General features: G+C 71.6%; 26 protein-coding genes. 9 read left to right on the forward strand and 17 right to left on the reverse strand.

The genetic code is table 11. The features are described from left to right. Positions 1-50: 50 nt before the first annotated feature. From paaC to ABZ477_RS15320, 7 genes are read right to left on the reverse strand one after another with little or no spacing between them, the layout of a single operon-like run. The gene (gene paaC, locus ABZ477_RS15290) at positions 51-1,022 is read right to left on the reverse strand and encodes a 1,2-phenylacetyl-CoA epoxidase subunit PaaC (RefSeq protein ID WP_360134830.1); all 972 of its coding nucleotides are present in this window, start codon (positions 1,020-1,022) and stop codon (positions 51-53) included. After that, complete coding sequence (paaB, locus tag ABZ477_RS15295) at positions 1,019-1,324, reverse strand: 1,2-phenylacetyl-CoA epoxidase subunit PaaB (protein WP_360134833.1); 306 nt, start codon at positions 1,322-1,324, stop codon at positions 1,019-1,021. Before paaB ends, paaC begins: the two co-directional genes overlap by 4 nt. Continuing rightward, on the reverse strand, positions 1,321-2,406 hold the full coding sequence (gene paaA / locus ABZ477_RS15300; RefSeq protein ID WP_360134836.1) for a 1,2-phenylacetyl-CoA epoxidase subunit PaaA: 1,086 nt from the start codon (positions 2,404-2,406) through the stop codon (positions 1,321-1,323). The genes paaB and paaA overlap by 4 nt, the downstream gene beginning before the upstream one ends. A 33-nt stretch (positions 2,407-2,439) precedes the next feature. Continuing rightward, on the reverse strand, positions 2,440-2,859 hold the full coding sequence (paaI, locus tag ABZ477_RS15305; RefSeq protein ID WP_360134839.1) for a hydroxyphenylacetyl-CoA thioesterase PaaI: 420 nt from the start codon (positions 2,857-2,859) through the stop codon (positions 2,440-2,442). Continuing rightward, the gene (paaZ, locus tag ABZ477_RS15310; RefSeq protein ID WP_360134842.1) at positions 2,856-4,973 is read right to left on the reverse strand and encodes a phenylacetic acid degradation bifunctional protein PaaZ; all 2,118 of its coding nucleotides are present in this window, start codon (positions 4,971-4,973) and stop codon (positions 2,856-2,858) included. Before paaZ ends, paaI begins: the two co-directional genes overlap by 4 nt. Next, on the reverse strand, positions 4,970-5,863 hold the full coding sequence (locus tag ABZ477_RS15315) for a 3-hydroxyacyl-CoA dehydrogenase family protein (protein ID WP_360134845.1): 894 nt from the start codon (positions 5,861-5,863) through the stop codon (positions 4,970-4,972). The genes paaZ and ABZ477_RS15315 overlap by 4 nt, the downstream gene beginning before the upstream one ends. Continuing rightward, complete coding sequence (locus ABZ477_RS15320) at positions 5,860-6,609, reverse strand: enoyl-CoA hydratase/isomerase family protein (RefSeq protein ID WP_360134848.1); 750 nt, start codon at positions 6,607-6,609, stop codon at positions 5,860-5,862. The genes ABZ477_RS15315 and ABZ477_RS15320 overlap by 4 nt, the downstream gene beginning before the upstream one ends. Positions 6,610-6,753: 144 nt before the next feature. Here ABZ477_RS15320 and ABZ477_RS15325 point away from each other — a divergent pair, with 144 nt between their 5' ends. Continuing rightward, positions 6,754-7,368, forward strand: coding sequence for a TetR/AcrR family transcriptional regulator (locus ABZ477_RS15325; protein WP_360134851.1), 615 nt, complete (start codon positions 6,754-6,756; stop codon positions 7,366-7,368). A gap of 199 nt (positions 7,369-7,567) precedes the next feature. Here ABZ477_RS15325 and ABZ477_RS15330 read toward each other — a convergent pair whose 3' ends face one another. Genes ABZ477_RS15330 through ABZ477_RS15360 form a run of 7 tightly spaced genes read right to left on the reverse strand, consistent with a single transcriptional unit; the run spans position 7,568 to position 14,145 of the window. Continuing rightward, a complete protein-coding gene (locus tag ABZ477_RS15330; protein ID WP_360134854.1) occupies positions 7,568-9,187 on the reverse strand; it encodes a CDP-alcohol phosphatidyltransferase in 1,620 nt (539 codons plus the stop codon). Positions 9,188-9,200: 13 nt separating this feature from the next. After that, positions 9,201-9,947, reverse strand: coding sequence for a dihydrofolate reductase family protein (locus ABZ477_RS15335; RefSeq protein ID WP_360134857.1), 747 nt, complete (start codon positions 9,945-9,947; stop codon positions 9,201-9,203). Further along, on the reverse strand, positions 9,944-10,945 hold the full coding sequence (locus ABZ477_RS15340; RefSeq protein ID WP_360134860.1) for a lysylphosphatidylglycerol synthase transmembrane domain-containing protein: 1,002 nt from the start codon (positions 10,943-10,945) through the stop codon (positions 9,944-9,946). Before ABZ477_RS15340 ends, ABZ477_RS15335 begins: the two co-directional genes overlap by 4 nt. Next, a complete protein-coding gene (locus tag ABZ477_RS15345) occupies positions 10,942-11,754 on the reverse strand; it encodes an SAM-dependent methyltransferase (RefSeq protein WP_360134863.1) in 813 nt (270 codons plus the stop codon). Before ABZ477_RS15345 ends, ABZ477_RS15340 begins: the two co-directional genes overlap by 4 nt. Then, positions 11,751-12,776, reverse strand: a complete 1,026-nt coding sequence (locus ABZ477_RS15350) for a glycosyltransferase family 4 protein (protein ID WP_360134866.1) — start codon at positions 12,774-12,776, stop codon at positions 11,751-11,753. The genes ABZ477_RS15345 and ABZ477_RS15350 overlap by 4 nt, the downstream gene beginning before the upstream one ends. Next, complete coding sequence (locus ABZ477_RS15355) at positions 12,773-13,168, reverse strand: 6-carboxytetrahydropterin synthase (protein WP_360134869.1); 396 nt, start codon at positions 13,166-13,168, stop codon at positions 12,773-12,775. Before ABZ477_RS15355 ends, ABZ477_RS15350 begins: the two co-directional genes overlap by 4 nt. Next, positions 13,165-14,145: a zinc-binding alcohol dehydrogenase gene (locus tag ABZ477_RS15360; protein ID WP_360134872.1), complete on the reverse strand. Its 981-nt coding sequence runs from the start codon at positions 14,143-14,145 to the stop codon at positions 13,165-13,167. Before ABZ477_RS15360 ends, ABZ477_RS15355 begins: the two co-directional genes overlap by 4 nt. Positions 14,146-14,228: 83 nt before the next feature. Here ABZ477_RS15360 and ABZ477_RS15365 point away from each other — a divergent pair, with 83 nt between their 5' ends. Next, positions 14,229-15,062: a CDP-alcohol phosphatidyltransferase family protein gene (locus ABZ477_RS15365; protein WP_360134875.1), complete on the forward strand. Its 834-nt coding sequence runs from the start codon at positions 14,229-14,231 to the stop codon at positions 15,060-15,062. Positions 15,063-15,138: 76 nt separating this feature from the next. Here the strand turns inward: ABZ477_RS15365 and ABZ477_RS15370 are convergent, their stop codons facing one another. Further along, positions 15,139-16,218 (reverse strand): Gfo/Idh/MocA family oxidoreductase, encoded by a 1,080-nt coding sequence (locus ABZ477_RS15370; protein WP_360134878.1) that lies wholly within the window; start codon positions 16,216-16,218, stop codon positions 15,139-15,141. Beyond that, positions 16,188-16,901: a ThuA domain-containing protein gene (locus tag ABZ477_RS15375; RefSeq protein WP_360134881.1), complete on the reverse strand. Its 714-nt coding sequence runs from the start codon at positions 16,899-16,901 to the stop codon at positions 16,188-16,190. The genes ABZ477_RS15370 and ABZ477_RS15375 overlap by 31 nt, the downstream gene beginning before the upstream one ends. A gap of 111 nt (positions 16,902-17,012) precedes the next feature. On the opposite strand from ABZ477_RS15375, the gene ABZ477_RS15380 reads away from it, so the two are divergent. Both ABZ477_RS15380 and ABZ477_RS15385 read left to right on the forward strand, forming a co-directional pair. Beyond that, positions 17,013-18,005 (forward strand): substrate-binding domain-containing protein, encoded by a 993-nt coding sequence (locus ABZ477_RS15380; protein WP_360134884.1) that lies wholly within the window; start codon positions 17,013-17,015, stop codon positions 18,003-18,005. A 196-nt stretch (positions 18,006-18,201) separates the two neighbouring features. Then, complete coding sequence (locus ABZ477_RS15385; protein WP_360134887.1) at positions 18,202-18,333, forward strand: hypothetical protein; 132 nt, start codon at positions 18,202-18,204, stop codon at positions 18,331-18,333. On the opposite strand, the gene ABZ477_RS15390 is transcribed toward ABZ477_RS15385, so the two are convergent. Continuing rightward, positions 18,330-18,881, reverse strand: a complete 552-nt coding sequence (locus ABZ477_RS15390) for a hypothetical protein (RefSeq protein WP_360134890.1) — start codon at positions 18,879-18,881, stop codon at positions 18,330-18,332. The genes ABZ477_RS15385 and ABZ477_RS15390 overlap by 4 nt on opposite strands. A gap of 168 nt (positions 18,882-19,049) precedes the next feature. Between ABZ477_RS15390 and ABZ477_RS15395 the strand changes: the two genes are divergently transcribed. The 5 genes from ABZ477_RS15395 to mmsB all read left to right on the forward strand — a co-directional run. Continuing rightward, complete coding sequence (locus tag ABZ477_RS15395) at positions 19,050-20,075, forward strand: LacI family DNA-binding transcriptional regulator (RefSeq protein ID WP_360134893.1); 1,026 nt, start codon at positions 19,050-19,052, stop codon at positions 20,073-20,075. Positions 20,076-20,205: 130 nt separating this feature from the next. Next, complete coding sequence (locus ABZ477_RS15400) at positions 20,206-20,943, forward strand: class II aldolase/adducin family protein (protein WP_360134896.1); 738 nt, start codon at positions 20,206-20,208, stop codon at positions 20,941-20,943. A gap of 114 nt (positions 20,944-21,057) precedes the next feature. After that, the gene (chvE, locus tag ABZ477_RS15405; RefSeq protein ID WP_360134993.1) at positions 21,058-22,128 is read left to right on the forward strand and encodes a multiple monosaccharide ABC transporter substrate-binding protein; all 1,071 of its coding nucleotides are present in this window, start codon (positions 21,058-21,060) and stop codon (positions 22,126-22,128) included. Positions 22,129-22,218: 90 nt separating this feature from the next. After that, positions 22,219-23,745, forward strand: coding sequence for a multiple monosaccharide ABC transporter ATP-binding protein (gene mmsA / locus ABZ477_RS15410; RefSeq protein ID WP_360134899.1), 1,527 nt, complete (start codon positions 22,219-22,221; stop codon positions 23,743-23,745). A 23-nt stretch (positions 23,746-23,768) separates the two neighbouring features. Continuing rightward, positions 23,769-24,858, forward strand: a 1,090-nt coding sequence (gene mmsB, locus ABZ477_RS15415) for a multiple monosaccharide ABC transporter permease (RefSeq protein ID WP_360134902.1), incomplete at its 3' end; no start/stop codon positions are given.

The raw sequence follows: 24,858 nt of genomic DNA on the forward strand, positions 1-24,858 counted from the left end.
GCTTCGCTCGCTCAACGACCGGAGGGTGAGGTCGTGCCGGGTGGTCGTGGTCACCATGTCGCCCCCGGATGCTGCCGGGCCAGCACCTGCATCTCCGCGAGGAGGTACCCGAGCGGGGCCGCGTGGCTGCCGTGGCGGCCGCCGCCCGCCGAGACGAAGGTCTGGGGCACTTCGAGCTCGGCCTCCGCGAACACGGCGGCGATGACGGCCTCGAAGCCGGCGCGCAGCTCGGACGGCCGTACGCCGACTCCCGACGCGGCGAGAACGTCGGTGAGCGGCTCGTCGCGGAAGAGCTCGTCGACATAGGGCCACACGTCCGCGACGGCGCGCAGCATCCGCCGCCTCGACTCGTCGGTGCCGCCGGCGAGGCGCAGCGTCCACTGCACGGCGTGGTCGCGGTGGTACTCGACCTCCTTGACGGCCTTCGCGGCGACGGCGGACAGGGTCGGATCGGCGGAGTCCTGCAGTCCCGTGTACAGCTCGAACCAGTAGACGGATGCTGCCAGCTGGCGCGCGATCGTCTGCGCGAAGTCCCCGTTGGGCTGCTCGAAGAGCCATGCGCTGCGGAACGCGGGCTCGTCGCGCCAGTACGCGAGGTCGTCCTCGGTGCGGCCGTCCCACGAGCCGGCGTAGCGCAGGAGCGAGCGGGCGTGTCCCAGCAGGTCGAGCGCGATGTTGCCGAGCGCGACGTCCTCCTCGAGCTCGGGCGCCCGCGCGATCCACGCCCCGAGCTGCTGCGCGAGGATGAGGGCGTCGTCGCCGAGCCACAGCGCGTACTCCGCGACGTCCGCCGACACGGGCCGCGCGCCGAGGTCGGCGAGCTCGGCGGAGAGCTCGACCTCGTCGACCGTGACGTCGCCGTGGAGCTGCCCGTCGGTCCGGGGCGTTTCGTCTCGTCGCGGAGACCCGCGCTGAGCGAGCGCCAGCGAGTCGAAGTGTCCTCGCTCAACGACCGGGATTTCGGTCGTTGAGCGAGCGAAGCGAGACGAAACGGGCTGAGCCGACGAAGAACTCCGGGTCACAGGTGCGGCACCCCCTCGGACGCCGTGTAGTAGGTCGCGTGGCGGTAGTTCTTGCCCGCCGGCGACTCGAAGAACGCACCCTTCGCGTCGGGATCGCTCGTCGTGATCGCGTCGGCGGGGACGACCCAGATCGACGTGCCCTCGCCTCGACGCGTGTAGAGGTCGCGCGCGTTGCGGATCGCGAGCTCGGCGTCGGGCGCGTGCAGGGATCCCGCGTGCACGTGGCTCAATCCGCGGTTGGCTCGAACGAAGACCTCCCACAGGGGCCAGGTCTCGCGTTCGGAGGCGCCGGGGGTCGTCATGATGCGGCCCCGCTCTCGGTCGTTGAGCGAGCGAAGCGAGACGAAACGCCCTTTGCAGCTGCGGAGGGCTCGGGGCGTTTCGTCTCGCCGCGGAGACCCGCGTTGAGCGAGCGCGCAGCGCGAGTCGAAACATCCTCGCTCAACGACCGGCGGGAAGCGTACGCGGCGGCGGCCTCGCGCACCCAGGCGCCGTCGTCGTGGGCCGTGCGGCGGTTGCGGAGGCGCTCCGCGTTGCAGGGTCCGCGCCCGGAGAGGACCTCCTTGAACTCGTCCCAGTCGATCTCGCTCATGTCCCAGCGCCGGGTGTCGTCGTTCCAGCGCAGCTCGGGGTCGGGAAGCGTCACGCCGAGCACCTCGGCCTGGGGCACCAGCATCCCGATGAAGCGCTGCCGCAGGTCGTCGTTCGAGAAGCGCTTGATCTTCCACGCCATCGACTGCGCCGAGTTGGGTGACTCATCGTCGGGTGGCCCGAACATCATGAGCGAGGGCCAGTACCAGCGGTTCACGGCGTCCTGGGCCATCTCACGCTGCGCCGGGGTGCCCTGCATGAGCGTCAGCAGGATCTCGAAGCCCTGTCGCTGGTGGAACGACTCCTCTTTGCAGATGCGCACCATCGCGCGGCCGTACGGCCCGTACGACGCGCGGCACAGCGGCACCTGGTTGCAGATGGCCGCGCCGTCGACGAGCCAGCCGATGGCGCCCATGTCGGCCCACGTCGGCGTCGGATAGTTGAAGATCGACGAGTACTTCGCCCGGCCCGTGATGAGCTGCTCGGTCATCTCGTCCCGCGTGATGCCGAGGGTCTGCGCCGCCGAGTACAGGTAGAGCCCGTGACCGGCCTCGTCCTGCACCTTCGCCATGAGGATCGCCTTGCGCTTGAGGCTCGGCGCGCGGGTGATCCAGTTGCCCTCGGGCTGCATCCCGATGATCTCGGAATGCGCATGCTGCGAGATCTGCCGGATGAGCGTCTTGCGATACGCCTCGGGCATCCAGTCGCGCGGCTCGATGCGCTGCTCGGCCTCGATGAGCGCATCGAAGGCCTGCTGCTCGGCATCCGCCTGGAGCATCGTCGTCGTGGTCATCGTCGACCTCCGTCCGCAATAACAGAACGATCGTTAAGTAAGTGTATCGCGGGTCGTCAGGGAACGACCCCGGAACTCCGCGACGACGTCGCCCGTCTCGTCGGTGATCGTCACGTCGTAGACTCCCGTCCGGCCCGAGCGCGACCGGCGCCGGGCGTCGGCCGTGAGCACCTGCCCTGCGCGGGTCGCCTTGAGGAAGGTGATGTCGGCGCCCGCCGCGACCGTCACCGACTCGTCCTCGTTGCAGCAGATCGCGAAGGTCGTGTCGGCCAGGGCGAAGACGAGCCCGCCGTGCGTGATCTCGAACCCGTTCGTCATGTCCTCGCGCACGGGCATCGACACGACGGCGTGCCCCGGCTCGTCGACCTCGACGCGCATGCCGAGCGCGGCCGATGCGCGGTCGCGGCGGAGCATCTCACGCTGCCCCGCGAAGTGCACCCCGGGCTCGCTCATGCCGGCGCCGCCTCGACAGGCTCCGCACCCGCCGGCTCGGCGACGGCGGACGCGGCGTGCTTCGCGACGAGCGTCAGGACGTCGTACGTCGCGACGATCGCGTCGTCCTGATTGAGGATGACGGCATCCCACCGCACCTCGCCGTACTCGTCGGTCTCGCGCGGCGTGATCTGCTTCGCCGTCAGGATGACGCGGATCGTGTCGCCGGGAGAGACGGGCGTGATGAACCGGAGGTTCTCGAGCCCGTAGTTGGCGAGCACGGGACCGGGGTCCGGGTCGACGAACAGGCCCGCCGCCCACGACACCAGGAGGTAGCCGTGCGCGACTCGTCCCGGGAAGAACGGGTTCGCCTCAGCGGCGGCCTCGTCCATGTGCGCGTAGAACGTGTCGCCCGTGAAGTGCGCGAACGTCTCGATGTCGTCGAGCGTCACTTCGCGCGAGGCCGACGCGACCTGGTCGCCGAGTTCGAGCTCGTCGAGCGATTTGCGGAACGGATGCCGTCCCTGCTGCACGGCGGCGCCCTGATGCCAGACACCCGTGAGCGCCGTGAGCATCTCGGGCGATCCCTGCACGGCCGTCCGCTGCATGTAGTGCAGCACCGCCCGGATACCCCCGAGTTCCTCTCCTCCGCCCGCGCGGCCCGGGCCGCCGTGGACGAGGTGCGGCACGGGTGCGCCGTGGCCCGTCGAGGTGCGCGCGTTCTCGCGGCTGAGGAACAGCACGCGGCCGTTGAAGGCGGCGATGCGGCTCATGAGCTCCGTCGCGACATCCGGGTCGTTCGTCGCGACGCTCGTGACGAGCGATCCGCCGCCGCGGTCGACCAGGGCCGCGGCCTCGTCGAGGGTGCGGTACGCCAGCACGCTCGCGACGGGTCCGAAGGCCTCGATGTCATGGACGGCGGATGCCGAGGCATCCGCGAATCCGACGAGCATCGGCGCGAGGAACGCACCCTGGGGCGCGGGGCCCGTCGACCCGTCGGCCCGGACGACGTCCGGCGCGTCGGTCGACCCGAGGAGCAGCCTGCCGCCGGCCCGCTCGAGGGACTCGACGGCGCGGCGCACCTCGTCGCGCTGCTCGGTCGAGACGAGCGGGCCCATCGTGACGGACTCGGCGTGCGGGTCGCCGATCACGACGCGCGCCGCGATCTTGTCGCGGATCGCCTCGACGAGAGCGTCGACGGATGCCTCGGGCACGATCGCCCGCCGGATCGCGGTGCACTTCTGCCCCGCCTTCGTCGTGAGCTCCACCATGAGCTGCGAGACGTAGGCGTCGAACTCGGGGGTTCCGGGGACGGCATCCGGACCCAGCACGGACGCGTTGATGGAGTCCGTCTCACTCGTGAACCGGACGCCCTGGGCCACCTCGCCGCGCAGGCGCCGGGCCGTCGAGTCGCTGCCGGTGAAGCCGACGGTGTCGCCGAGGCGCAGGTGCGGGAACAGGTCGGGCACGCTGCCGCTCACGAGCTGCAGCGACCCCTCGGGCAGCCGGCCCGACTCGACGAGGATGCGGACCCACGCCTCGGCGAGGTAGGCGGTCGGGGTCGCGGGCTTGACGAGCGAGGGCATGCCCGCGAGGAACGCGGGCGCGAACTTCTCGAGCGCGCCCCACACGGGGAAGTTGAAGGCGTTGATCTGCACCGCGACGCCCGGCAGCCGCGTGTACACGTGGCGACCGAGGAAGGATCCGTCCTTCGAGAGCGACTCGACCGGTCCGTCGAGGTAGACCTTGGCGTTCGGCAGCTCGCGCCGGCCCTTCGACGAGTAGGTGAAGAGCACGCCGATGCCGCCGTCGACGTCGCTCAGTGCGTCGCGGCGCGTGGCGCCGGATCGCGCCGACAGGTCGTAGAGCTCCTGCTTGCGGTCGGTGAGCGCGAGCGCGAAGTCCTTCAGCAGCAGGGCCCGCTGGTGGAAGGTGAGGGCTCCGAGGGATGCCTGCCCCTTCGTCCGCGCGTACTCCAGGGCGCCTGCGAGGTCGGCCCGCTCGGCGCTCACGCGCACGATGGGCTCCCCCGTCGACGGATCGCGCACCTCGACGCCCCCGCGGAACTCGGTCCCGACCGCCGCCGGCGGGGTCCACCAGGACCCCTGCAGGTAGCTCGGCAGGATCTCCGTCATCCCTCACTCCATTCGTAGAACCCTCGGCCCGTCTTGCGTCCGAGCCGCCCCTCGGCGACCATCCGGCGCAGCAGCTCCGGCGGCGCGAACCTCTCGCCGAGGCGCGCGTGCAGCTCCTCCGCGATCGCGAGACGCACGTCGAGCCCCACGATGTCGGTCGTCCGCAGGGGGCCGACGGGATGCCGGTACCCCAGCTCCATCGCGGCGTCGATGTCGGCTGCGCTCGCGACGCCGTCCTCCAGCATCCGGATCGCCTCCAGGCCCAGCGCGATGCCCAGCCGGCTCGACGCGAATCCCGGGGCGTCGCGCACGACGATCGGCGTCTTGCCGAGCGCCTCGACCCAGCCCCTCGCCTCGGCGACGAGCGGCGGGGCGGTCGCGTCCCCGACGACGATCTCGACGAGCTTGGACGCCGGCACGGGGTTGAAGAAATGCAGTCCGAGGAAGCGCGCCGGGTCGCGCAGCGCCGAAGCGAGGCCGTCGATCGAGAGGGAGCTCGTGTTGGACGCGATCGCCGCGTCCGGGCCGACGGCGTCCTCGACGCGCGCGAGCCCCTCGCGCTTGAGCGCGGCGTCTTCGGGAAGCGCCTCCACGACGAGCCCGCAGCCGGCGAGCGCCGCGACGTCCGTCGCCGTCGAGACCGAGCCGAGGAGCTCGTCGAGCGGACGCTCCGTCGTGCCGCGGTCGACCGACCAGCCCAGGGCGTCCGCGATGCGCGAGCCGGCCGCCTCGGCCGAGGCCGAGTCTGCCTCGACCACGACGACCCGGGCGCCCGCCAGCGCGAAGGCGTGCGCGATCCCCGAGCCCATGCGACCCGCGCCCAGCACGCCGACGACGCCCGGCACGGTCGCCGCAGCAGCCGGGCGCGGCGTGGTGACAGCATCCGTCACGTGCGTCTCCTCTCGAGGAAGCGCGTCATGCGCTCGGCCTTCTCGGGACGCTCGAAGAGCTCGGCCTGCAGCTCGAGCTCGAGCTGCGGGTGCGCACCGGCCGGTGCGCGCAGCGCGGTCTTCGTGTGCCGCGTCGCGACGGGGTCGTTCGCGGCGATGCGGTCGGCCACCGCGTGCGCCGCATCGAGGAGGTCGTCGGGGTCGTGCACCGCCGACACCAGCCCCCACGCGAGCGCCTCGTCGGCGTCGAGGATGCGGCCCGTCAGCAGCAGCTCGGCGGCGCGCGCCTCGCCCACGATGCGAGGCAGCCGCCACGTCGCCCCGGCGGCGGCGATGATGCCGAGCCCCGTCTCGGGGTTGCCGATGCGGGTGCGGGGCGTTCCGAGGCGGAGGTCGGCGGCGTAGGCGAGCTCAGCGCCGCCGCCGAGCGCGTAGCCGTCGATCGCGGCGATGACGGGCATCGGCAGGTCGGCGACGCGCGAGAACGCGTGCGTGTTGATGCCGCGGCGGGCGTCGTCGGCGCCGCGCTCGCGGAGCTGGGCGATGTCGGCGCCCGACGCGAAGACGCCGTCGGCGCCCGTCAGGATGAGGATCGCGGGCTCCTGCTCGAGCTCGGCGCACAGCGCGTGCAGCGCGTCGATCGCCGCGAGGTCGATCGCGTTGCGAGTCGCCGGACGGTCGAGCGTCGCGACGACGCGGTCGCCGCGTCGCTCGACGTGAAGTGGGGGCCGGATGCTGTCCGCCATTGGATGCGCTCCGCGTGGGTCTGGAATATCTAACCGATCGTTCAGTAATAATGACAGACGGGTGCCGACTCTCCAAGGCCGGCCCGCAGGAGGCCTGCGAGACCGGCCGAACGAGGCCCGCCGGGCCGGATGGGAGACTGAGGCATGACCGCGACATCGGCCACCGGCATCCCGGCCCCTCGCCGTGGTCGCCCCGGCTACGACCGCGCGCAGATCCTCGAGGTCGCGGTCGGGCTCTTCAACGAGCAGGGGTACGACGCGACCTCCGTCGCCGACCTCGCGGCGCGCCTGGGTCTGACGAAATCCGCGCTGTACCACCACTTCGACTCGAAGGAGCAGCTGCTCGCAGAAGCGCTCGACGACGCGCTCAGCGCCCTCGAGGGCGTCCTGGCCGAGCCCGAGGCGACGACCGGGTCGCCCGCCGAGCGGCTCGACTTCGTCCTGCGCGAGGCCGTCGCGGTGCTCATCGACCGACTTCCCTCGGTGACGCTGCTGCTGCGCGTGCGCGGCAACAGCGTGACGGAGAGGGATGCTCTCGAGCGGCGTCGCGCGTTCGATCAGCGCGTGACGGACCTCGTGACCCAGGCGCAGGACGCGGGCCTCGTCCGCGCCGACATCGACGGGGCCGTCACGACGCGGCTCGTGTTCGGCATGATCAACTCGGTCGTCGAGTGGTACCGACCGACGGGCTCGATCGACCGCGAGCGGCTCGCGCACGACGTCGTCACGATCGCCCTCGACGGGATGCGCACGCGCTGACGCACCCCGGGGAGAGGCGGCGCCCCGAGCCGTCCCGCGCGGATGACACCGCCAGATGGCGCCGAGACTGCACGGACGACGGGCCGGATGCTGTGCGCCCGGTCATTCGCGCAATCTCGAAGCACCCTGTCGCTGAGCTGGCCCAAGGGTCGAACCCGAGCTCGGCGTCCACACCGGTTCCCTGGGCGATCGGGACGGGTCAGCCGCTGAAGGCCTGCAGGAACCGGTCGCGGAACGCATCCATGCGCCACACGGGGGCGTCCGGGGACGGGAGGAGGCCGGCATCCCATCCCCACGGGCTGATGGCCGCCATCACCTCGGGGTCCTTCGCGATGATCGTGATGGGCACGTCGTGCGAGGCGTGGTCGCCGCTCACGATGCGCGACGGCTGGTGGTCGCCGACCAGGACGAGCACGAGGTCGGGCGAGCCGTACGTCTCGAGGTACGAGATCGTCGCGCCCAGCGAGTACTCGATCGACCGGCCGTAGAGCTCGCGGACACGTTCGGGGTCCTGCCACGCGACGACGGGGTCGAGGCCCTGCGCAGGCTGCGGGTCGTAGATCGAGCCGTCGCCGAGGAGGTCCCACGGCACGAGGTGCGGGAGCGGTGTCCACGGCGTGTGCGACGAGACGAGGTCGATCTCGACCATGACGGGGTCGTGCGGCGGCGCGAGGACGCGGTCGTGGAAGGCCTGCCACGTGAACTGGTCGGGGATGCGCGCGTAGCCGAACTTCGGGCCGCGATAGCCCAGCGTCGTCGCGTCGAGCATCGTGTCGTAGCCGTAGAACGCCTCGCCGGCCGGCCACGGCTCGGTGTTCGACGGCACGACGCCGACCGTCCGCCAGCCCTCGCGTCCGAACACCCCGGCGAGGGTCACGCGGTCGGTCGAGATGAGCTGCTCGTACTTCAGGGGAGAGTCCGCCCACACGCCGCTCTGCAGCGTCGAGTGTGCGAGCCAGCTCACGCCGCCGAACGTCGGTGACGTGAGGAAGGCGCTCTCGGCGTGGTATCCGAGGCCCTCGAGCCGCACTCCGCCCTCGCTCAGGACCCGACGCACGCCGGGCGAGAAGCTCGACCCCTCGACCGCGACGCGCCCGTAGCTCTCGACGAAGGCGATGACGACGTCCTTGCCCGCGAGCGCGCCGAGGAGCCCATCCGTGTCGCGGTACGCGTCCGTGCGGAGCGCCCGATCGAGCTCCGCAAGGTCCCGGATGTCGATCGCGACCTGTTCCGTCGTCGCGGCGATCCCCCGCGCCGCGTCGGCCGCGGCGACGGGCACGCCCGGCGCCGCCTGCGCGCCGAGCACGGCGCACGCGATCCACGTCGCGGCGACGGCGGCGACAGCGCGGCGCCCGGGCTGCCCAGAGCGGCTCAGCGCCCGGCCCGCGAGCAGCGCCGCGGACGAGACGCCCCACAGGAGGCCGCCGAGCAGGGCGACGAGACCTGCGAGCACCGCGGCGACCCCGGCATCGCCGGCCGCGTCGCGCACGACCCCGATCGCGGCGCCCAGCTGCGGCACGGCGTCCGCGATGCGGAACGGCTGGTCGATCGTCGCGAGGAACGCGGCATCCAGCGCCGCGAAGACAGACGCGGCGACGACCGTCACGCCGAAGACGACGGCGACCGCCACGAGCGCGCCGCGCCATGGCAGGACGAGCAGCAGCAGGATCGCCGCGAGCGCCTCGCCCGGGATGCCCAGCAGCGCGACGGGCGAGCCGGCCTTCAGGACGCCGGGGATGAGCGGCGCGAGGATGACGACCGCGAACGCCGCGACGGTCGCGAGGCGTGAAGCGGCCGGCGGGGGCGAGCCCTGGAGCACTGCGGGACTCCTGTCACGATCGCGCGGGCAGCCGCCCCAGGCGCTCATCCTCGGTGGCGGACGGGCACAGCGACGGGTCGAACCGGTCCGACAGCGCGTACCGCAGGAGCACGACGTCGCCGATCTGGCGGGTCTCGGCGAGCGTCGCGCGGTGCTTCGCCGTCCACGGGAAGTGCCCCGACTCGACGAAGCGCGGTGCGCGCGACTCGCCGACGAAGAACGGCGCGACGACGAGCTGCAGCTCATCGGCGAGCCCCTCGCACAGGAACTGCGTGTGCACGTGCCCGCCGCCCTCGACCATCAGGCGACGGATGCCGCGCCCGGCCAGGTCGCCCACGACGTCCGCCATCGCGACCTCGCCTCCGTCGAGCCCCACGACGGTCGCCGTCGCGCCCAGCTTCGCCGCGAGGGCGGGAGCTGCCGCGCGGGGACAGTACACGAGCTTCTCGGCATCCCCCTCCCGGAAGAAGGCCGCGTCGGCGGGGATCGAGCCCGACGCCGTGACCGTCACCTTGGCGGGGGAATCCGGGAGCCCCGCCGCGCGCCGGAGCAGTCTCCGCTCCTCGCTGCGCACGAGCAGGCGGGGGTCGTCGCGCCGCACGGTCGACGCACCCACCATGATCGCGTCGTGGTCGGCGCGCAGCTGGTCGACGCGGTCGAAGTCGGCGCTGTTCGACATCGCGAGCTTGTGCGGTGCGGCGCTGTCGAGATAGCCGTCGATCGACATCGCACAGCTCAGGGTGACGTAGGGCCTGTTCACGGCGTCTTCTCCTCTCGGGCGGCGAGGGGGACGGCGTCGCGCTCGCGACGGGGGGTGGTGACGGCGGCCGGCCGGCGCCGGGCGGATGCCGCGAGCACGACGGCGCCGGGCAGGAGGGCGATCGTGACGAGCACGCCGTAGGCCGTCGAGGCCGCGATGCCCGACGCCGATCCGAGGCCCACTGCGGTGAACGCCCAGGCCGCTGCTCCTTCACGCGGACCCCAGCCGCCCAGGTTGAACGGGATGGACGCCCCGAGCACCGCGATCATGGCGACGGCGATGAGGCGTCCCGGCGACGCCTCGATGCCCACGGCGAGCGCCGCGACGGCGAAGGTCGCGACGTGGCACGCGACGACGACGGTCGACGAGACGACGATGAGCAGGATGCTGCCCCGCGGCGTGAACGCCGTGCGGAGGCGACCGAGCTCGGCGAGGATGACCCGCCGGGCGCGGGGGTTCACGGCCGCTGCGACCGCGAGCACGGCGCAGGCGGCGACGATCGCGAGGAGCACGACGCCCACAGCGCGAGCGTAGGCCGAGACGCCCAGCGACACCAGGACCGCGGCGGCCAGCACGAGCTGCACGGCCTGGCCCGCCGTCCGCTCCGCGGCGACGGCGCGCGAGGCGTCGCCGAGGCGCTCCGCGCGCGCGCCGTGCGCGATCGCGCGATGCACGTCGCCGACCACGCCGCCCGGCAGGACGGTGTTGAGGAACTGCGAGCGGTAGTAGGCCGCGACGGCTCCCGGCTGGCTGATCGGGATGCCGATCCCCGCTGCGATGATCCGCCACCGCCACGCGGCGGCCCACGTGGCGATCGCGGCGAGCGCGAACGCCGCGGCGACGGCACCGGGGGTGACCGAGCGGAGCCCGCGGAGGAACGGCTCACCCCCCGCGTACGCGAAGAGCGCGACGAGGACGGCGGCGCCCACGAGCGCGTGCGTCCACGCCCGCCCACGGCGCGAGCCGAGCACGGCGCGGATCTGCCTCACGGGATTCACGGCGGGCACGCGAGGAGGTCCGCGTGGTGGACGTTGACGCGCAGCACGCCGGCGGCGAGCTGCCGGCGCCGTGTCACGAGGTACTCCTCGCCCCATTCCAGGAGTGCCGGCCGCTGCTCGACGGCGGCGCTCACCCACCCCTCGAGCCACTCGGCCACGAGGCCCACGTCGGCCGCGCCGAGGCGCCATGCCGACCCGGCCACGCGCGTGACCCAGCCCGCGCGGCGGAAGGCCTCGACCGCCGCCGCGACGCCGCCCGGGCCGAGCAGGGCCCGTCCGTCCTCCGTCCGACGCTGATGGTCGTTGAACGCCGCCTCGAACACGCGGTCTCCGGGGTCGGCCGGCTCGATGCCGATGCGGCCGATCACCGAGAGGCTCAGCAGCGTGGGGGCGCCCGTCTCGACGCACGCGGCGACGAGGCTCTCGACCTCGTCGCGCGTCAGGACGTCGAGGAGTGCCGACGCCGTCACGAGCGACGCGCCGGCGAGGTGCTCGGGTCGCAGGTGCTCGACGTGCTCGACGCTCGTGACGATGCTGACCGGCCGGGACGCGGCATCCCTCCCCGGATCGTTGACCGCGACTGTCAGCAGGTCGCGGTTCCAGTCGTGGAGCACCCACGTCTGCGGGCCCGGGAGGAACGGCGCGAGCCAGCGCATCATGGAGCCCGTGCCGCTGCCGAGGTCGTGGACGACGATCGGTCCGCGCACGTGCCGTGCCGCGGCCCGCGCGAGGCGCCGGGACCGGGAGCGCGCGTCGGCGTCCTCCCGCAGCGTCAGCCAGTCCGCGGAGACCAGGATCACGTCGGTCATCGCGCCACCTCCTCGAGGACGGCGGCGACCCTCGCCGCGGTATCGGTCCAGCGCGGCAGTCGGTCCCTGCCCCGCCGCGCCTCGCCCGTCAGCCGCGCGCGCAGTGCCGGGTCGGCGACCCATCGCTCGAGCGCGACACGGAGCGCCCATGCGTCGCCCGGCGGCACGAGCACGGCCGCCTCGCTCGACGCGACGGCTTCGGGGATGCCGCCGACGTCGCTCGCGACGACCGGGATGCCGCGGCGCAGCGCGTCGGCGACGACCATGCCGTACGCCTCGACGCGGGAGGGTGCGACGAGCAGGTCCGCGCCCCCGAGGGCCTCGTCGAGCGCCGCACCGGCGAGGACGCCGGGCATGCGGATGCGGTCGCGCAGTCCCGCCTCCTCGCGGCGTCCGACGACGCGACGCGCGAACGCAGGCTCCGCGTCGACCGAGCCGGCGATCGTGCACGTCCATCCGCCGCCGCCCAGGCCGGACAGGGCCTCCACCAGCACGTCCTGCCCCTTGTGCGGCGCGACGACGCCGAGACACAGCATCGCCGAGCCGCCACGGGTGCCGTGGGCCGGCGGCACGTCGTCGGTGCCCGGGATCGCGACCGAGAGGCGCGCGGGAGCGACGAGGCCGCGCTGGGCGAGCTGCGTCCGCGTCCAGCGGCTCGTCGCGATCACATGCTCCGCGGCCGCCAGCGCGCGGCGCTCGCCCGCCACCGCGCCTTCGTCGGCGTCGGGGAACGCCTCCGACACCATGTGGGCGAGCACGACGAGCCGCAGCCGCTCCGCCTCGGCCTCGAGGGCGGCGGCCGACCGGCCGGCGACGAGACCGTCGACCAGCACGAGGTCGTCGTCGCGGGCCGACGCGAGCGCGGAGGCCGCGGCATCCGGAGGCACCTCGGTCGTGAGGACGGCCCAGCCGAGCCGGGTCAGGGCGTCCCGCACCCGGGCGTCGTAGACGTTCCCCCCGCTCACGCGCGCAGGGTCGTCCACCCCCTGCGGCACGACGAACCGCACGGCCCCGGCGCTCACAGGTCCACCTCGTACGAGGCCCACGCGATGTGCGACTCGTGCAGCGTCACGACGATCCCGGAGAGCTCGGCGGAGCCCAGCTCGCCCGCGCGCAGGGCCGAGACGAGCCGGTCGGCGATGACACCGCACAGGTGCTCGGTCGTCGTGTTGACGCCCTGGAAGTCCTCCTCGTCGTCCAGGTTGCGGTAGGACAGGGCGGAAAGGATGCCGCGCAGCACGCCGCTCGCGCGTCCGATGTCGACCACGACGCCGTCGGCGTCGAGCTTCGCGGCGCGGAAGCTCGCGTCGACCACGAACGTCGCCCCGTGCAGTCGCTGCGCCGGGCCGAACGTCTCGCCCGTGAAGCTGTGGGCGATCATGATGTGGTCGCGGACCGTGACGGAGTACGTCATGCGGCATCCCTCCAGTCGATCGTGTGGCAGAGCCCCTTGTCGTCGCCGGAGGCGATCGCCGCCATGACCTCGGGCAGCTCGCGCCACGACGACTCGCCCGTCAGCAGCGCGTCGAACGCGTCGTCGCGGAGCAGCTCGAGCGCGAGGGCGAGGCGATCGCCCGTCGAGCGGGTCCCGCGGCGGCGGGGCGCGACCGTGCCGACCTGGCTGGACCGGATGGCGAGCCGCCGCGAATGGAACGCGCCGCCCAGTTCGAGGGTCACGGGACGGTCGCCGAACCAGCTCGCCTCGACGATCTCGCCCTCGAAACCGGCCGTGCGCACCGCGAGGCGCAGTCCGTCCTCCGACGCGCTCGTGTCGATCACGAGGTCCCGGTCGCCCGGGGCGTCGTCGGGGTGGGCGAACGGCACGTCGAGCCGATCGCACACCGCCGCCTTCGCGGGGTCGACGTCCACGACGACGACATCGGCGCCCGGGATGCCGTGCGCGAGCCGCGCCACGGCGCACCCGATCATGCCTGCGCCGACGATCGTGACGCGGTCGCCGACGAGGGGCGCGGCATCCCACAGCACGTTGACGGCCGTCTCGACGGCGCCCGCGAGCACCGCCCTGCGCGGCGGCACGTCGTCCGGCACGACCGCGACCGACGACGACGGCACGACGAAGGCGGACTGGTGCGGATACAGCGTGAAGACGGTTCGGCCGACGAGCTCGGGAGGCCCCGACTCGACGGCGCCGACGTTGAGGTACCCGTACTTGACGGGCGCCGGGAAGTCGCCCTCCTGGAACGGCGCGCGCATGCGGTCGCGCTCCCCGAGGGGCACCTCACCCCGGAACACGAGCGACTCCGTGCCGCGGCTGATGCCCGTCCAGAGGGTCCGGACGGCGACGTCGCCGTCGCCGGGCGCGGCGATCGGCTCCGTGCGCAGCGCGCCCGAACCGGGGTCCTCGACCCAGAAGGCCGTCGCCTGCCTCATATCGCGCCGATCCGCAAGTGAACTTCACGGCGCACGAGATCCGTGTCATGAGTGGTACCCACGTGGAGAGAACGGATGCCGAGATGCCCAGGGTTCAGGTCGCGCCGCTCTCGTCGGCCATCGGCGGAGTCGCAGGGCTCGTCGTGCTGTCCGTGTTCGCGCATGTCTCGCCTCCTGGGTGGATCGCGGCGTGCGCCTACCTTGTCGTGTCGAACGCCTTGCTCGCGAGGGGCTTGCGCCGGAGCGGGATGCCGCACTTCGGCTGGGCGAACGCCACGACGGCGGTCCGCTCGACGCTCGTCGCACTCGTGACGGCGCTCGTCGTGACGTCGTTCACCGACCCCGTCCCCGCGGCGCTGCTCGTCGGGATCGCCGTGCCCGCGCTGGCCCTCGACGCCGTCGACGGCTGGGTCGCACGGAGCACGCACACGCAGAGCGAGCTCGGCGCGCGATTCGACATGGAGGTCGACGCCTTCGTGCTGCTCGTCCTCAGCGCCTACGTCGCGCAGGACCTCGGCTGGTGGGTCCTGACGATCGGCGCCCTGCGGTACCTCTTCGTCGCCGCGGGCTGGGCGCTGCCATGGATGAACGCGACGCTGCCGCCGCGGTACTGGCGCAAGGTCGTCACGGCGTCCGCCGGGATCGCACTCGTGGTCGCGGCATCCGGACTCTTCCCGGCATGGGTCGCGTGGGGTGTGACGCTCGCCGCGCTGGCGCTGCTGCTCGAGTCGTTCGGGAGGGACGTGCTGTGGCTCGTCCGGCACCGGGCGGTCGCGGCGCCTGCGGCGATGCCCGCTGAATCCCGGTCGTTGAGCGAGCGAAGCGAGACGAAACGCCACCCGGAGGGCCCCGGCGACCCCGGCCTCGTCGCCGGGCTCGACTTCGACCCCTCGACGAGCTCGGGGACCGTTCCCTGAGCCAGACCGCGAGAGGGCGGAGATGTGCGCTCGCGACGGCGTGTCGCGCACATCTTCGCCCTCTCGCGACGTGGTGTCAGGCGAGGGGCACCAGGGGCGGGCGCTCGACCGTCGTCGTCATCGCGGCGCGCGAGCCCGACCGCGCCGACTCGAGCAGCCCGGTCATGACCTCCAGGACGTGCAGCCCCATCGCACCCGAGGCGCGCGGAGCCGTGCCGTTCGTGGCGCGGAGCATGTCGAGGAGCCCCGCGCCCCGGGCGGTGCCGATCGTCCCGGCACGCGGGGGGACAGCATCCCACTCCCCCGACCCGAGCCGGCGGATGCGGACCTCGCCGTCGAACATGTTGGGGTCCGGGACGATGAGGGATGCCGTCTCGCCGTGCACCTCGATGGGCGGCGCCGTCGATCCGACCGAGTCGAAGCTCGTCGTGATCGTCGACAGCGCGCCGGATCCATGCTCGAGGATGCCTGTCACATGCGAGTCCACCTCGACCTCCACGACCTCGCCGGCGCGGGCGCCGGTCGCGATGATGCGCTCGGACCGCAGGCGGCTGCCTGCGCCGATGACCGAGACGACCGGGCCGAGGAGCTGCACGAGCGCCGTGACGTAGTACGGCCCCATGTCCAGGAGCGGCCCGCCGCCGACCTTGTAGTAGAAGTCGGGGTTCGGGTGCCACAGCTCGTGGCCGGGCGTCGCCATGACGGCGGTCGCTGCGACGGGCCGGCCGATCTCGCCCGCGTCGATGACGGCGCGCGCGGTCTGGGTTCCGGTCCCGAGGACCGTGTCGGGCGCAGAGCCGACGCGAACGCCGGCGTCGGCGGCGGCGCGCATGATCTCCTCGGCATCCCCGAAGGTGGCCGCGAGCGGCTTCTCGCCGTAGACGTCCTTCCCCGCGGCGATCGCGGCGAGCGCGATCTCGGCGTGGGCTGCGGGGATCGTGAGGTTCAGCACGACATCGACGTCGTCCGCCCCGAGGAGCTCGGCGACCGAGACGGCGCGTGCCGACGGCAGGGTCGCCGCGACGGCCTCGGCGCGCGCATGGTCGAGGTCGGCGACGGCGGTGATGACAGCATCCGGCGCCGTCGCGAGAGTGTCGAGATAGGCGCGCGAGATGACGCCGAGTCCTACGATGCCGATGCGGTGCGAGCTGCCCACAGCATTCCCCTTTCGATGATGGTGCGGACGTTCGGGTCGTCCAGGACGTCCAGGCTGTGTCCCGCCGTCGAGACGACGATGCGTCCCGCTCCCCATCGGCGCGTCCACACGGCGGGCGAGGTCGTCGGCCGGTGCCACTGCTGCCACGACTCGGCGGGGTGCGTCGTCGTGGCCAGGACGTCGTTGAGGTCGTCGGAGAGCACCCAGTACTGCTCCGTGCGGAGGTCGAAATCGCCGATTCCGGCGGTGATGGGATGCTGTCGCCCCAGCTCCGTGATGTTCACGGTGTGCTCGCGGTAGTTCTCCTCGCCCTCGAGGCGCGTCTCGCCGGGGCCGACGGCGGGGTGGGTCGCGAAGATCCCGCCGACGAGCTGCAGGTAGTCGGAGGACGAGCGGAACGAGTCGGCGATGCCGCCGTGCCATCCCGTGAGGCCCGTGCCGGCCTCGATCGCCGAGCGGAGGCCAGTGAGCTCCTCCTGGGCGATCTCGGACATCGTGACGCACTGCACGATGAGGTCGGTCTCTGCCATCGCGGCGCCGTCTGCGTACACGGCGGTCGACTCCTCGATGCGCACATCGAACCCCTGTTCGCGAAGGAACGGGATGAACCGCTCCGTCGCCTCGACAGGGTGATGGCCGTCCCAGCCGCCGCGCACGACGAGTGCCTTCTTCTGCGCAACCATGCGCTCTTCCTCTCTGCGGAGGCGCCGGCGCGCCGCTGCGTCGCCGACCTCCTCAAGGGAGGATGCCAAACCCGCGGAAGGTTGCGCAGGTTTGTGCGCAAATATGGCCTCATGGATCGACGCGTCACGCTCGCCGACGTCGCCGCAGCGGCGGGAGTGTCGGCCGGGACGGCGTCGCGCGTCCTCGCGCGGCGCGGCGACTTCTCGGCCGAGACCCGGCGCGCCGTGCTCGAGGCCGCGGGACGGCTCGGCTACGACCGCTCGACGACGCTCCGCGGGCGCAGGCCGCACGCCGACCCTCGGCTCATCGAGCTCGTGATCGGCGGAGTCGGCCATCCGTGGGCCGACCAGGTGATCGTGGGCGCGCACGAGCGAGCGTTCGAGCTCGGCTACGACATCGTCCTCACACCCGAGCGCGACGATCCCGCCGACGACTGGCCCGCGCGGATCGCGGAGCGCCGCTCCTCCGGCGTCGTGCTCGCGATCGTCACGCCCACCCAGCGCCAGCTCGAGCTCCTCTCCGGATTCTCGGTCCCGACGGTCCTGCTCGACCCGCGGTCGGAGACGGATGCCGCGCTCCCGAGTGTGGGCGCGACCAACCGCGAAGGCGGCTTCGCCGCGGGGCGCCACCTCGCCGGGCGGGGGTACGAGCACTTCGTCTACGCGACGTGGCGCCTCCCGTACCGGTTCGGGCGCGCGCGGGAGCGGGGCTTCCGCGACGCCCTCGCGGAGGATCGACCTGACGCGCCGGTCGACACCGTCAGCGCGGAGTGGGTCGACGGCCCCGCGCGCGCCGGCATCGACCGGCTCCTCGAGATCTCCGCGGTTCGTCGGCTCGGCGTCTTCGCCGTCAACGACGACGTCGCCGCCGCGATCGCGGGGGCGCTGCGCGCAGCAGGCCGCCGGGTGCCCGAGGACGTCGGCGTCATCGGCTTCGACGACAACCCGCGCTACCGCTCCGCCGGCCTGTCGACGGTCCGCCAGCCCCTCCGCGAGATGGCGGCCCGCGCCGTCGACCTCATCGACGGCCTCCGTCGCGGCGAGCCGGTCCTCGACCGCCACGTCGAGCTGCCGACCGCTCTCATCGCCCGCCGCACGACCTGACCCGGAGCCACGTCGCGCGCCCGACCGTCGAGATGCCGGAAGTTCCGGTCACCGGACGTCGGGTTGCCGGAAGTTCGGGTATCTCGGTGCGCAGGGACAGGCGTCTGCGATCGGAAAGGAACGATTCCTGAGCTGTCCAAGGATCGAACCCACCCGCCCGTCGGGGCCGGGGCAGACCCCGGGTACCCTCGAAGCCATGGACGAACCCCGCGACGGCAGGAAGAACGGCATCACGCCGACGCGCATCGGCATCTGGGTCGTCGTGTCCGCCGTGGGCCTCTACATGATCGTTTCGGGCCTCATCAGCGCGCTGGGCGGCGGCGGCTAGGACGACGGGTCACCCGCGGGCCGCGGGGCGGCGGGCCGCGGCGGAACGTCCGACACCGCCAGAACGAAGCGCGCGATGTCCAGCGCCGTCCCCTCCAGGGCGGGGCCGCGCCCGAACTCCCACTCCGCGTCCGTCGCACGCAGCGCATGCCCCTGGATGACCGCGCGCCGCTCGAGCGGCGCCGCCGTCGCGCCGTACAGCGACACGATCCCGAGGGTCGTGCCGTCGATGCGCGGCGTCTCTCCGACCTCGTCGGCCAGGAGCAGCAGGGCCCGCACCGCGCGCGCGAGCGCCTTCGTCGAGCGCTTGCGCCCCTCGGCGATCGCGGCCGTCGCAGCGCGCAGGCCCGCGGCATCCCCCACTGTTCCGAGGTCGGTCAGCCGGGCCTCGCGGACGAACGCGTCCACGCGCGGGACCGAAGCGCCGTCCAGCAGGCGAGCGGCCTCTGCGACGACGGCGGCGAGAGGACGGCGTCGATCGGACGTGACCCCCGCCTCGTCCGCCTTGGGCCTGTTGCTGAGCGGCAGGAACCGCGCGAGATCTGGCACGGTGTCAGCATAGGTCGGCGCCGGATGTGACACGATCCCCCGCAGGAGCGCCTTCGGCGTCATACTGTGTGACAAGTCACATCGCGGAATCCCCCATCTCGGACTTGATCCCCGCGAATCCGCCTGATCTGATGTGACCGTAAACATGCCGTTCGGGAGATGAAGACAATGAGCGACGACGCATCGGCGCGGCGCCCGCCCAGCATCCGGGATGTCGCGCGACTCGCGGACGTCTCGCACCAGACCGTCTCGCGCGTCCTCAACAATCACCCGAGCATCCGGCCCGAGACGCGCGACCGCGTCCTCGAGGCGATGGAGACGCTGCACTACGTGCCCAACCGCGCCGCCCGCGCGCTTGTCACCAGCAGGTCGCAGACGATCGGCATCCTCGCCGCCTCGAGCACGATGTACGGCCCGGCCTCGAGCATCGCCTCGATCGAGGCGGCCGCCCGCGCGCGCGGCTACTGGGTGAGCACGGCCAACATCGACTCGTCGAACCCGCAGTCGATCACGGACGGCCTCGCGCACCTCATGGCGCAGTCGGTGGAAGGCCTCGTCGTCATCGCCCCGCAGGTGCGGGTCGTCAGGGCCCTCGCCGCGCAGCAGCTCGACATCCCCTACGTGACTCTGCAGTCGACCGATCTCGACCCCGACCACACGCTCTCGGTCGACCAGATCGCCGGTGCGCGCCTGGCGACAAAACACCTGATCAGCCTGGGACATCGGCACATCTATCACATCGCCGGACCCCAGGACTGGATCGAGGCGGAGGCCCGCATGCGCGGCTTCCTCGAGGAGATGGGCGCCAACGACGCCCCCATCACGCCGCCCATCCTCGGGGACTGGAGCGCGAACTTCGGCTACTACGCCGGCAGCGAGCTGCTGCGAGTGCGCGACTTCACGGCGATCTTCGCCGCCAACGACCAGATGGCCCTCGGACTCATGCACGCCATCCGCGACGAGGGACTCGACGTTCCCCGCGACATCAGCATCGTCGGCTTCGACGACATCCCCGAGGCGGCGCATTTCTGGCCGCCGCTCACGACCGTGCGGCAGGACTTCCCCGAGCTCGGGCGCCGCGCCGTCGAACTGCTCCTGGGGCCGGCCGAGGACTCCGGCGGCGCGCAGACCCCGACGACGATCACGCCCGAACTGGTCGTCCGCGGGTCGGCGGGACCGGCTCAGCGCCTCTGACGCGGTCGTTACCAACCCGAGACATCTCTGGATTGACAGACCCCGCGTCGGCCTGGCTATAGTCGCTCTTGCCATGTGAACGGTCACATGGATTCGTCACATTGAACAGACCGACAAGGAAGTGTCTTTCGTGGCTCGGACCGAAGATGCCCTGCAGCGCGAGCAGTACGTGCGCAGCGTCAAGACCGAAGTCGCGATCGCGCGCACCCGCGCCGAAGTCGCAGCGCTGAGCACCGAGCTCGCGAGCGACGGCATCGTCGGCTGGGGCGGCGGAGACCTGTCGGTCCGCGTCCCCCGCGCCGAGCTGTTCGTCATCAAGCCTCCGGCGGGAGAGCACGACGACCTCGCTCCCGAGAACGCCATCGTGTGCGGCCTCGACGGCGAGCCCCTCCCGGGCACCCCCGGCAGCGAGCGCCTCCCCGCGGCGGATGTCGCGATCCACGCCCGCCTGTACGGCGAGCTGCCCGAGATCCGGGCGATCATCCGCAGCCAGTCGCCGCACGTCCTGGCCCACGCGGCGACGGGTGACAGCATCCCCGCCCTGCTCGCCGCACAGGCGGAGCGGTTCGGCGGCGGCGTCCCGATCATCGCTCCTCCGCTCGACGACGTCGCCTCCGTCGCGGCCTCCGTCGCGAATGCGCTGTCGGGCGGTGTGCGGGTTATCCTCGTCGCCGGCGACGGCGCCTACGTCACGGGCGCCTCGGCGCGCGAAGCGGTCGAAACGGCCCGGCTGCTCGAGCAGCTCGCGCGCGTCGCCGTCCTCGCACGCGCAGACGGCGCACCGGCATCCCTCCCCCCGTCCATCGTGGAGCGGCTTCATGCCGCCTTCCGCGAACGGACGGCGCAGACCACCGACGACCGCCGGTAGCCCGACCGGGGCGCGGTCACCCCCAATCGACACCAGACGACGATGTCGAACGAAAGGAAAAACACAGTGAAGGCGAACAAGTTCCTCCTCGCGGCTGTCGCCGCGGGAGCACTCATGCTCACCGCCTGCTCCGGCGGCTCCGCTGACTCGGGCGACGGCTCGGGCGACGGCGGCCTCATCGGCGTCGCGATGCCGACGAAGAGCTCGGAGCGCTGGATCGCCGACGGCGACGCCGTCAAGGCTGCTCTCGAGGCCGAGGGCTACACGGTCGACCTGCAGTACGCGGAGGACGACATCCCCACGCAGGTCTCGCAGATCGAGAACATGATCACGAAGGGCGCCGAGGCGCTCATCGTCGCCTCGATCGACGGCACGACGCTCTCGGAGGTCCTGCAGACCGCCGCGGACAGCGACATCCCCGTCATCGCGTACGACCGCCTCATCAAGGGCACTGAGAACGTCGACTACTACGCCACGTTCGACAACTTCCTCGTCGGCCAGCAGCAGGCGTGGACCGTCCTGAACGGCCTGGGCCTCACCGACCTCGAGGGCAACCCCACCGACGGCGCGCCCGAGGGTCCGTTCAACATCGAGCTGTTCGCCGGCTCGCTGGACGACAACAACGCGTTCTTCTTCTTCAACGGCGCGATGGACGTCCTGCAGCCCTACATCGACGAGGGCACCCTCGTCGTGAAGTCGGGCCAGACCGACATCGAGCAGGCCGCGACGCTGCGCTGGGACGGCGAGACCGCCCAGAGCCGCATGGAGGACCTCCTCACCGCGAACTACTCGGACGGCACGGAGGTCGACGCCGTGCTGTCGCCCTACGACGGGATCTCGCGCGGCATCATCTCGGCCCTCACCGACGCCGGCTACTCCGTCGGCGACGAGTGGCCGATCATCTCGGGCCAGGACGCCGAGGTCGACTCGGTCAAGGCGATCCTCTCGGGCGAGCAGTACGCCACGATCTTCAAGGACACGCGTGAGCTCGCCAAGGTCGCGGCCGGCATGGCCACGGCCCTCCTGAACGGCGAAGAGCCCGAGGTCAACGACGTCGAGACGTACGACAACGACGTGAAGATCGTCCCCTCGTACCTCCTCGCGCCCGTCCCGGTCGTCAAGGACAACGTCGAGTCGGCTCTCGTCGACACCGGCTACTGGACCGCGGAGGAGCTCGGCCTCTGAGCCGAGACCACCCCGGTCTGACGAGACGGTGGCGGGATCACGCCCGCCACCGTCTCACCCCCCTTTCAGTCCCCACGAGGAAGTCGGCAAATGACCGAGACAATTCTCGAGATGCGCGGCATCACCAAGACCTTCCCCGGCGTGAAGGCGCTCTCGAACGTCAACTTCGAGGTGCAGCGCGGCGAGATCCACGCGATCTGCGGCGAGAACGGCGCAGGGAAGTCCACACTCATGAAGGTGCTGTCGGGGGTCTACCCGCACGGCACGTACGACGGGCAGATCGTCTACGCCGGCGAAGAGGTCGAGTTCCGCAGCCTCAACGACAGCGAGGCGAAGGGCATCGTCATCATCCACCAGGAGCTGGCCCTCAGCCCCTACCTGTCGATCGCCGAGAACATCTTCCTCAACAACGAGCGCAAGACCCGCGGCCTCATCGACTGGAACAAGACGAACTTCGAGGCGGGCGAGCTGCTCAAGCGCGTCGGCCTCAAGGACAACCCGACGACGAAGATCAACCAGATCGGCGTCGGCAAGCAGCAGCTCGTCGAGATCGCCAAGGCGCTCTCGAAGGAGGTCAAGCTTCTCATCCTCGACGAGCCGACCGCGGCCCTCAACGACGAGGACTCCGATCACCTGCTCGATCTGATCCTGAGCCTGCGCGAGCAGGGGATCACGTCGATCATCATCAGCCACAAGCTCAACGAGATCAAAAAGGTCGCCGACACCGTCACGGTCATCCGCGACGGCAAGACGATCGAGACGATCGCCAAGGCCGACGTCACGGAAGACCGCATCATCAAGGACATGGTGGGTCGCGATCTCGAGCACCGCTACCCCGACCACGAGCCGCAGATCGGCGAGGAGCTGCTGCGCGTCGAGGAGTGGACGGCGCACCACCCGCAGGACCCGAGCCGCGTCGTCGTCGACAATGTGTCGATCAACGTCCGCGCGGGCGAGATCGTCGGCATCGCGGGACTCATGGGCGCGGGACGCACCGAGTTCGCGATGAGCCTGTTCGGCCACTCGTACGGCACCCGCATCTCGGGCAGGGTCTTCATGCGCGGCAAGGAGATCCGGACCCGCAGCGTCGCCGAGGCCATCGAGAACGGCCTCGCCTACGCGACGGAGGACCGCAAGACCTTCGGACTGAACCTCATCGAGGACATCAAGCGCAACATCTCGATGTCGTCGCTCGACAAGCTCACCAAGGGCGGCCTCGTCGACGACAACGAGGAGTACAAGATCGCCGACGAGTTCCGCAAGAGCATGAACATCAAGGCGCCCAACGTCCTGGTGAAGACGGGAAAGCTCTCCGGCGGCAACCAGCAGAAGGTCGTCCTGTCGAAGTGGATCTACTCCGACCCCGACGTCCTGATCCTCGACGAGCCGACCCGCGGCATCGACGTCGGCGCGAAGTACGAGATCTACACGATCATCAACAAGCTCGCGGCATCCGGAAAGGGGATCATCGTGATCTCGTCCGAGCTGCCCGAGCTCCTCGGCATCTCCGACCGCGTGTACGCGCTCTCCGAGGGCCGCATCACGGGCGAGCTGCCCATCGAAGAGGCCACGCCCGAGTCGGTCCTCAAGCTCATGACCATGGAGAAGCCGCGCTGAGCGGCCCAGCAGGAGACACAGACATGTCAGACACCATGACCTCCGGCCCCGCCGTCGGCTCGAACATCAATCCCCCCGAGAACAAGTTCACGCGCTGGCTCAGCCACGTCCTGAGCGACCTCGGCAAGAACGGCATCTTCATCGCCCTCATCGCCGTCGTCGCGCTGTTCGCGTTCCTCACGAACGGGATCATCCTGCGGCCGCAGAACATCTCCAACCTCGTCGTGCAGAACGGGTACATCCTCGTCCTCGCGATCGGCATGGTGATGGTCATCATCGCCGGCCACATCGACCTGTCCGTCGGCTCGGTCGCCGCCTTCGTCGGCGCCTGCTCGGGGGTCTTCGCCGTCCAGTGGGGCCTGCCCTGGTGGCTCGCCGTCGTCCTGTCGCTCCTGATCGGCGCACTCGTCGGCGCGTGGCAGGGCTTCTGGGTGGCGTTCGCCGGCATCCCCGCGTTCATCGTGACGCTCGCGGGCATGCTCATCTTCCGCGGCCTCGCGCTCGTGGTCCTCGGCAACCAGAACATCGGCTCGTTCCCGACCGAGTACCGCGCGCTCGGCAACGGCTTCCTCTCCGGCATCTTCGGCGAGAGCGACCCCGACGTCTTCACGCTGCTCATCGGCGCCGTCGGCATCGTCGCGCTCGTCGTGCAGCAGGTGCGCACGCGTGCCGGTCGCCAGAAGTACGGCCAGGAGGTCGAGCCCCTCACGTGGTTCGTCGTGAAGCTCGCACTCGTGTCGTTCGTCATCGGCTGGTTCACGTGGGCGCTCGCGTCGTACAAGGGCATCCCGGTGACGCTCATCATCCTGGCGATCCTGATCCTCGCGTACAGCGTCGTGATGAACCGCACGGTGTTCGGACGCCACATCTACGCGATCGGCGGCAACCGCCACGCTGCCGAGCTGTCCGGCATCAAGACCCGCCGCGTCGACTTCTGGCTGTTCGTCAACATGGGCTTCCTCGCCGCTCTCGCGGGCCTCATCTTCACGGCCCGCCTCAACCTCGCCGGACCCAAGGCCGGTGACGGCTTCGAGCTCGAGGCGATCTCGGCGGCCTTCATCGGCGGTGCGGCGGTGCAGGGCGGCGTCGGCACGATCGGCGGCGCGATCATCG

The organism is Microbacterium sp. NPDC019599 (assembly GCF_040632175.1).
In the GTDB taxonomy this organism is placed as follows: Bacteria; Actinomycetota; Actinomycetes; order Actinomycetales; family Microbacteriaceae; genus Microbacterium.

What these genes read in the sequence shown, in the direction of transcription:
- paaB (WP_360134833.1), bottom strand. Translation starts at nt 1,324, where the DNA reads ATGACGACCCCCGGCGCCTCCGAACGCGAGACCTGGCCCCTGTGGGAG.
- paaA (WP_360134836.1), bottom strand. Translation starts at nt 2,406, where the DNA reads ATGACCACGACGACGATGCTCCAGGCGGATGCCGAGCAGCAGGCCTTC.
- paaI (WP_360134839.1), bottom strand. Translation starts at nt 2,859, where the DNA reads ATGAGCGAGCCCGGGGTGCACTTCGCGGGGCAGCGTGAGATGCTCCGC.
- paaZ (WP_360134842.1), bottom strand. Translation starts at nt 4,973, where the DNA reads ATGACGGAGATCCTGCCGAGCTACCTGCAGGGGTCCTGGTGGACCCCG.
- ABZ477_RS15320 (WP_360134848.1), bottom strand. Translation starts at nt 6,609, where the DNA reads ATGGCGGACAGCATCCGGCCCCCACTTCACGTCGAGCGACGCGGCGAC.
- ABZ477_RS15325 (WP_360134851.1), top strand. Translation starts at nt 6,754, where the DNA reads ATGACCGCGACATCGGCCACCGGCATCCCGGCCCCTCGCCGTGGTCGC.
- ABZ477_RS15345 (WP_360134863.1), bottom strand. Translation starts at nt 11,754, where the DNA reads ATGACCGACGTGATCCTGGTCTCCGCGGACTGGCTGACGCTGCGGGAG.
- ABZ477_RS15355 (WP_360134869.1), bottom strand. Translation starts at nt 13,168, where the DNA reads ATGACGTACTCCGTCACGGTCCGCGACCACATCATGATCGCCCACAGC.
- ABZ477_RS15360 (WP_360134872.1), bottom strand. Translation starts at nt 14,145, where the DNA reads ATGAGGCAGGCGACGGCCTTCTGGGTCGAGGACCCCGGTTCGGGCGCG.
- ABZ477_RS15365 (WP_360134875.1), top strand. Translation starts at nt 14,229, where the DNA reads ATGCCCAGGGTTCAGGTCGCGCCGCTCTCGTCGGCCATCGGCGGAGTC.
- ABZ477_RS15375 (WP_360134881.1), bottom strand. Translation starts at nt 16,901, where the DNA reads ATGGTTGCGCAGAAGAAGGCACTCGTCGTGCGCGGCGGCTGGGACGGC.
- ABZ477_RS15380 (WP_360134884.1), top strand. Translation starts at nt 17,013, where the DNA reads ATGGATCGACGCGTCACGCTCGCCGACGTCGCCGCAGCGGCGGGAGTG.
- ABZ477_RS15385 (WP_360134887.1), top strand. Translation starts at nt 18,202, where the DNA reads ATGGACGAACCCCGCGACGGCAGGAAGAACGGCATCACGCCGACGCGC.
- ABZ477_RS15395 (WP_360134893.1), top strand. Translation starts at nt 19,050, where the DNA reads ATGAGCGACGACGCATCGGCGCGGCGCCCGCCCAGCATCCGGGATGTC.
- chvE (WP_360134993.1), top strand. Translation starts at nt 21,058, where the DNA reads ATGCTCACCGCCTGCTCCGGCGGCTCCGCTGACTCGGGCGACGGCTCG.
- mmsA (WP_360134899.1), top strand. Translation starts at nt 22,219, where the DNA reads ATGACCGAGACAATTCTCGAGATGCGCGGCATCACCAAGACCTTCCCC.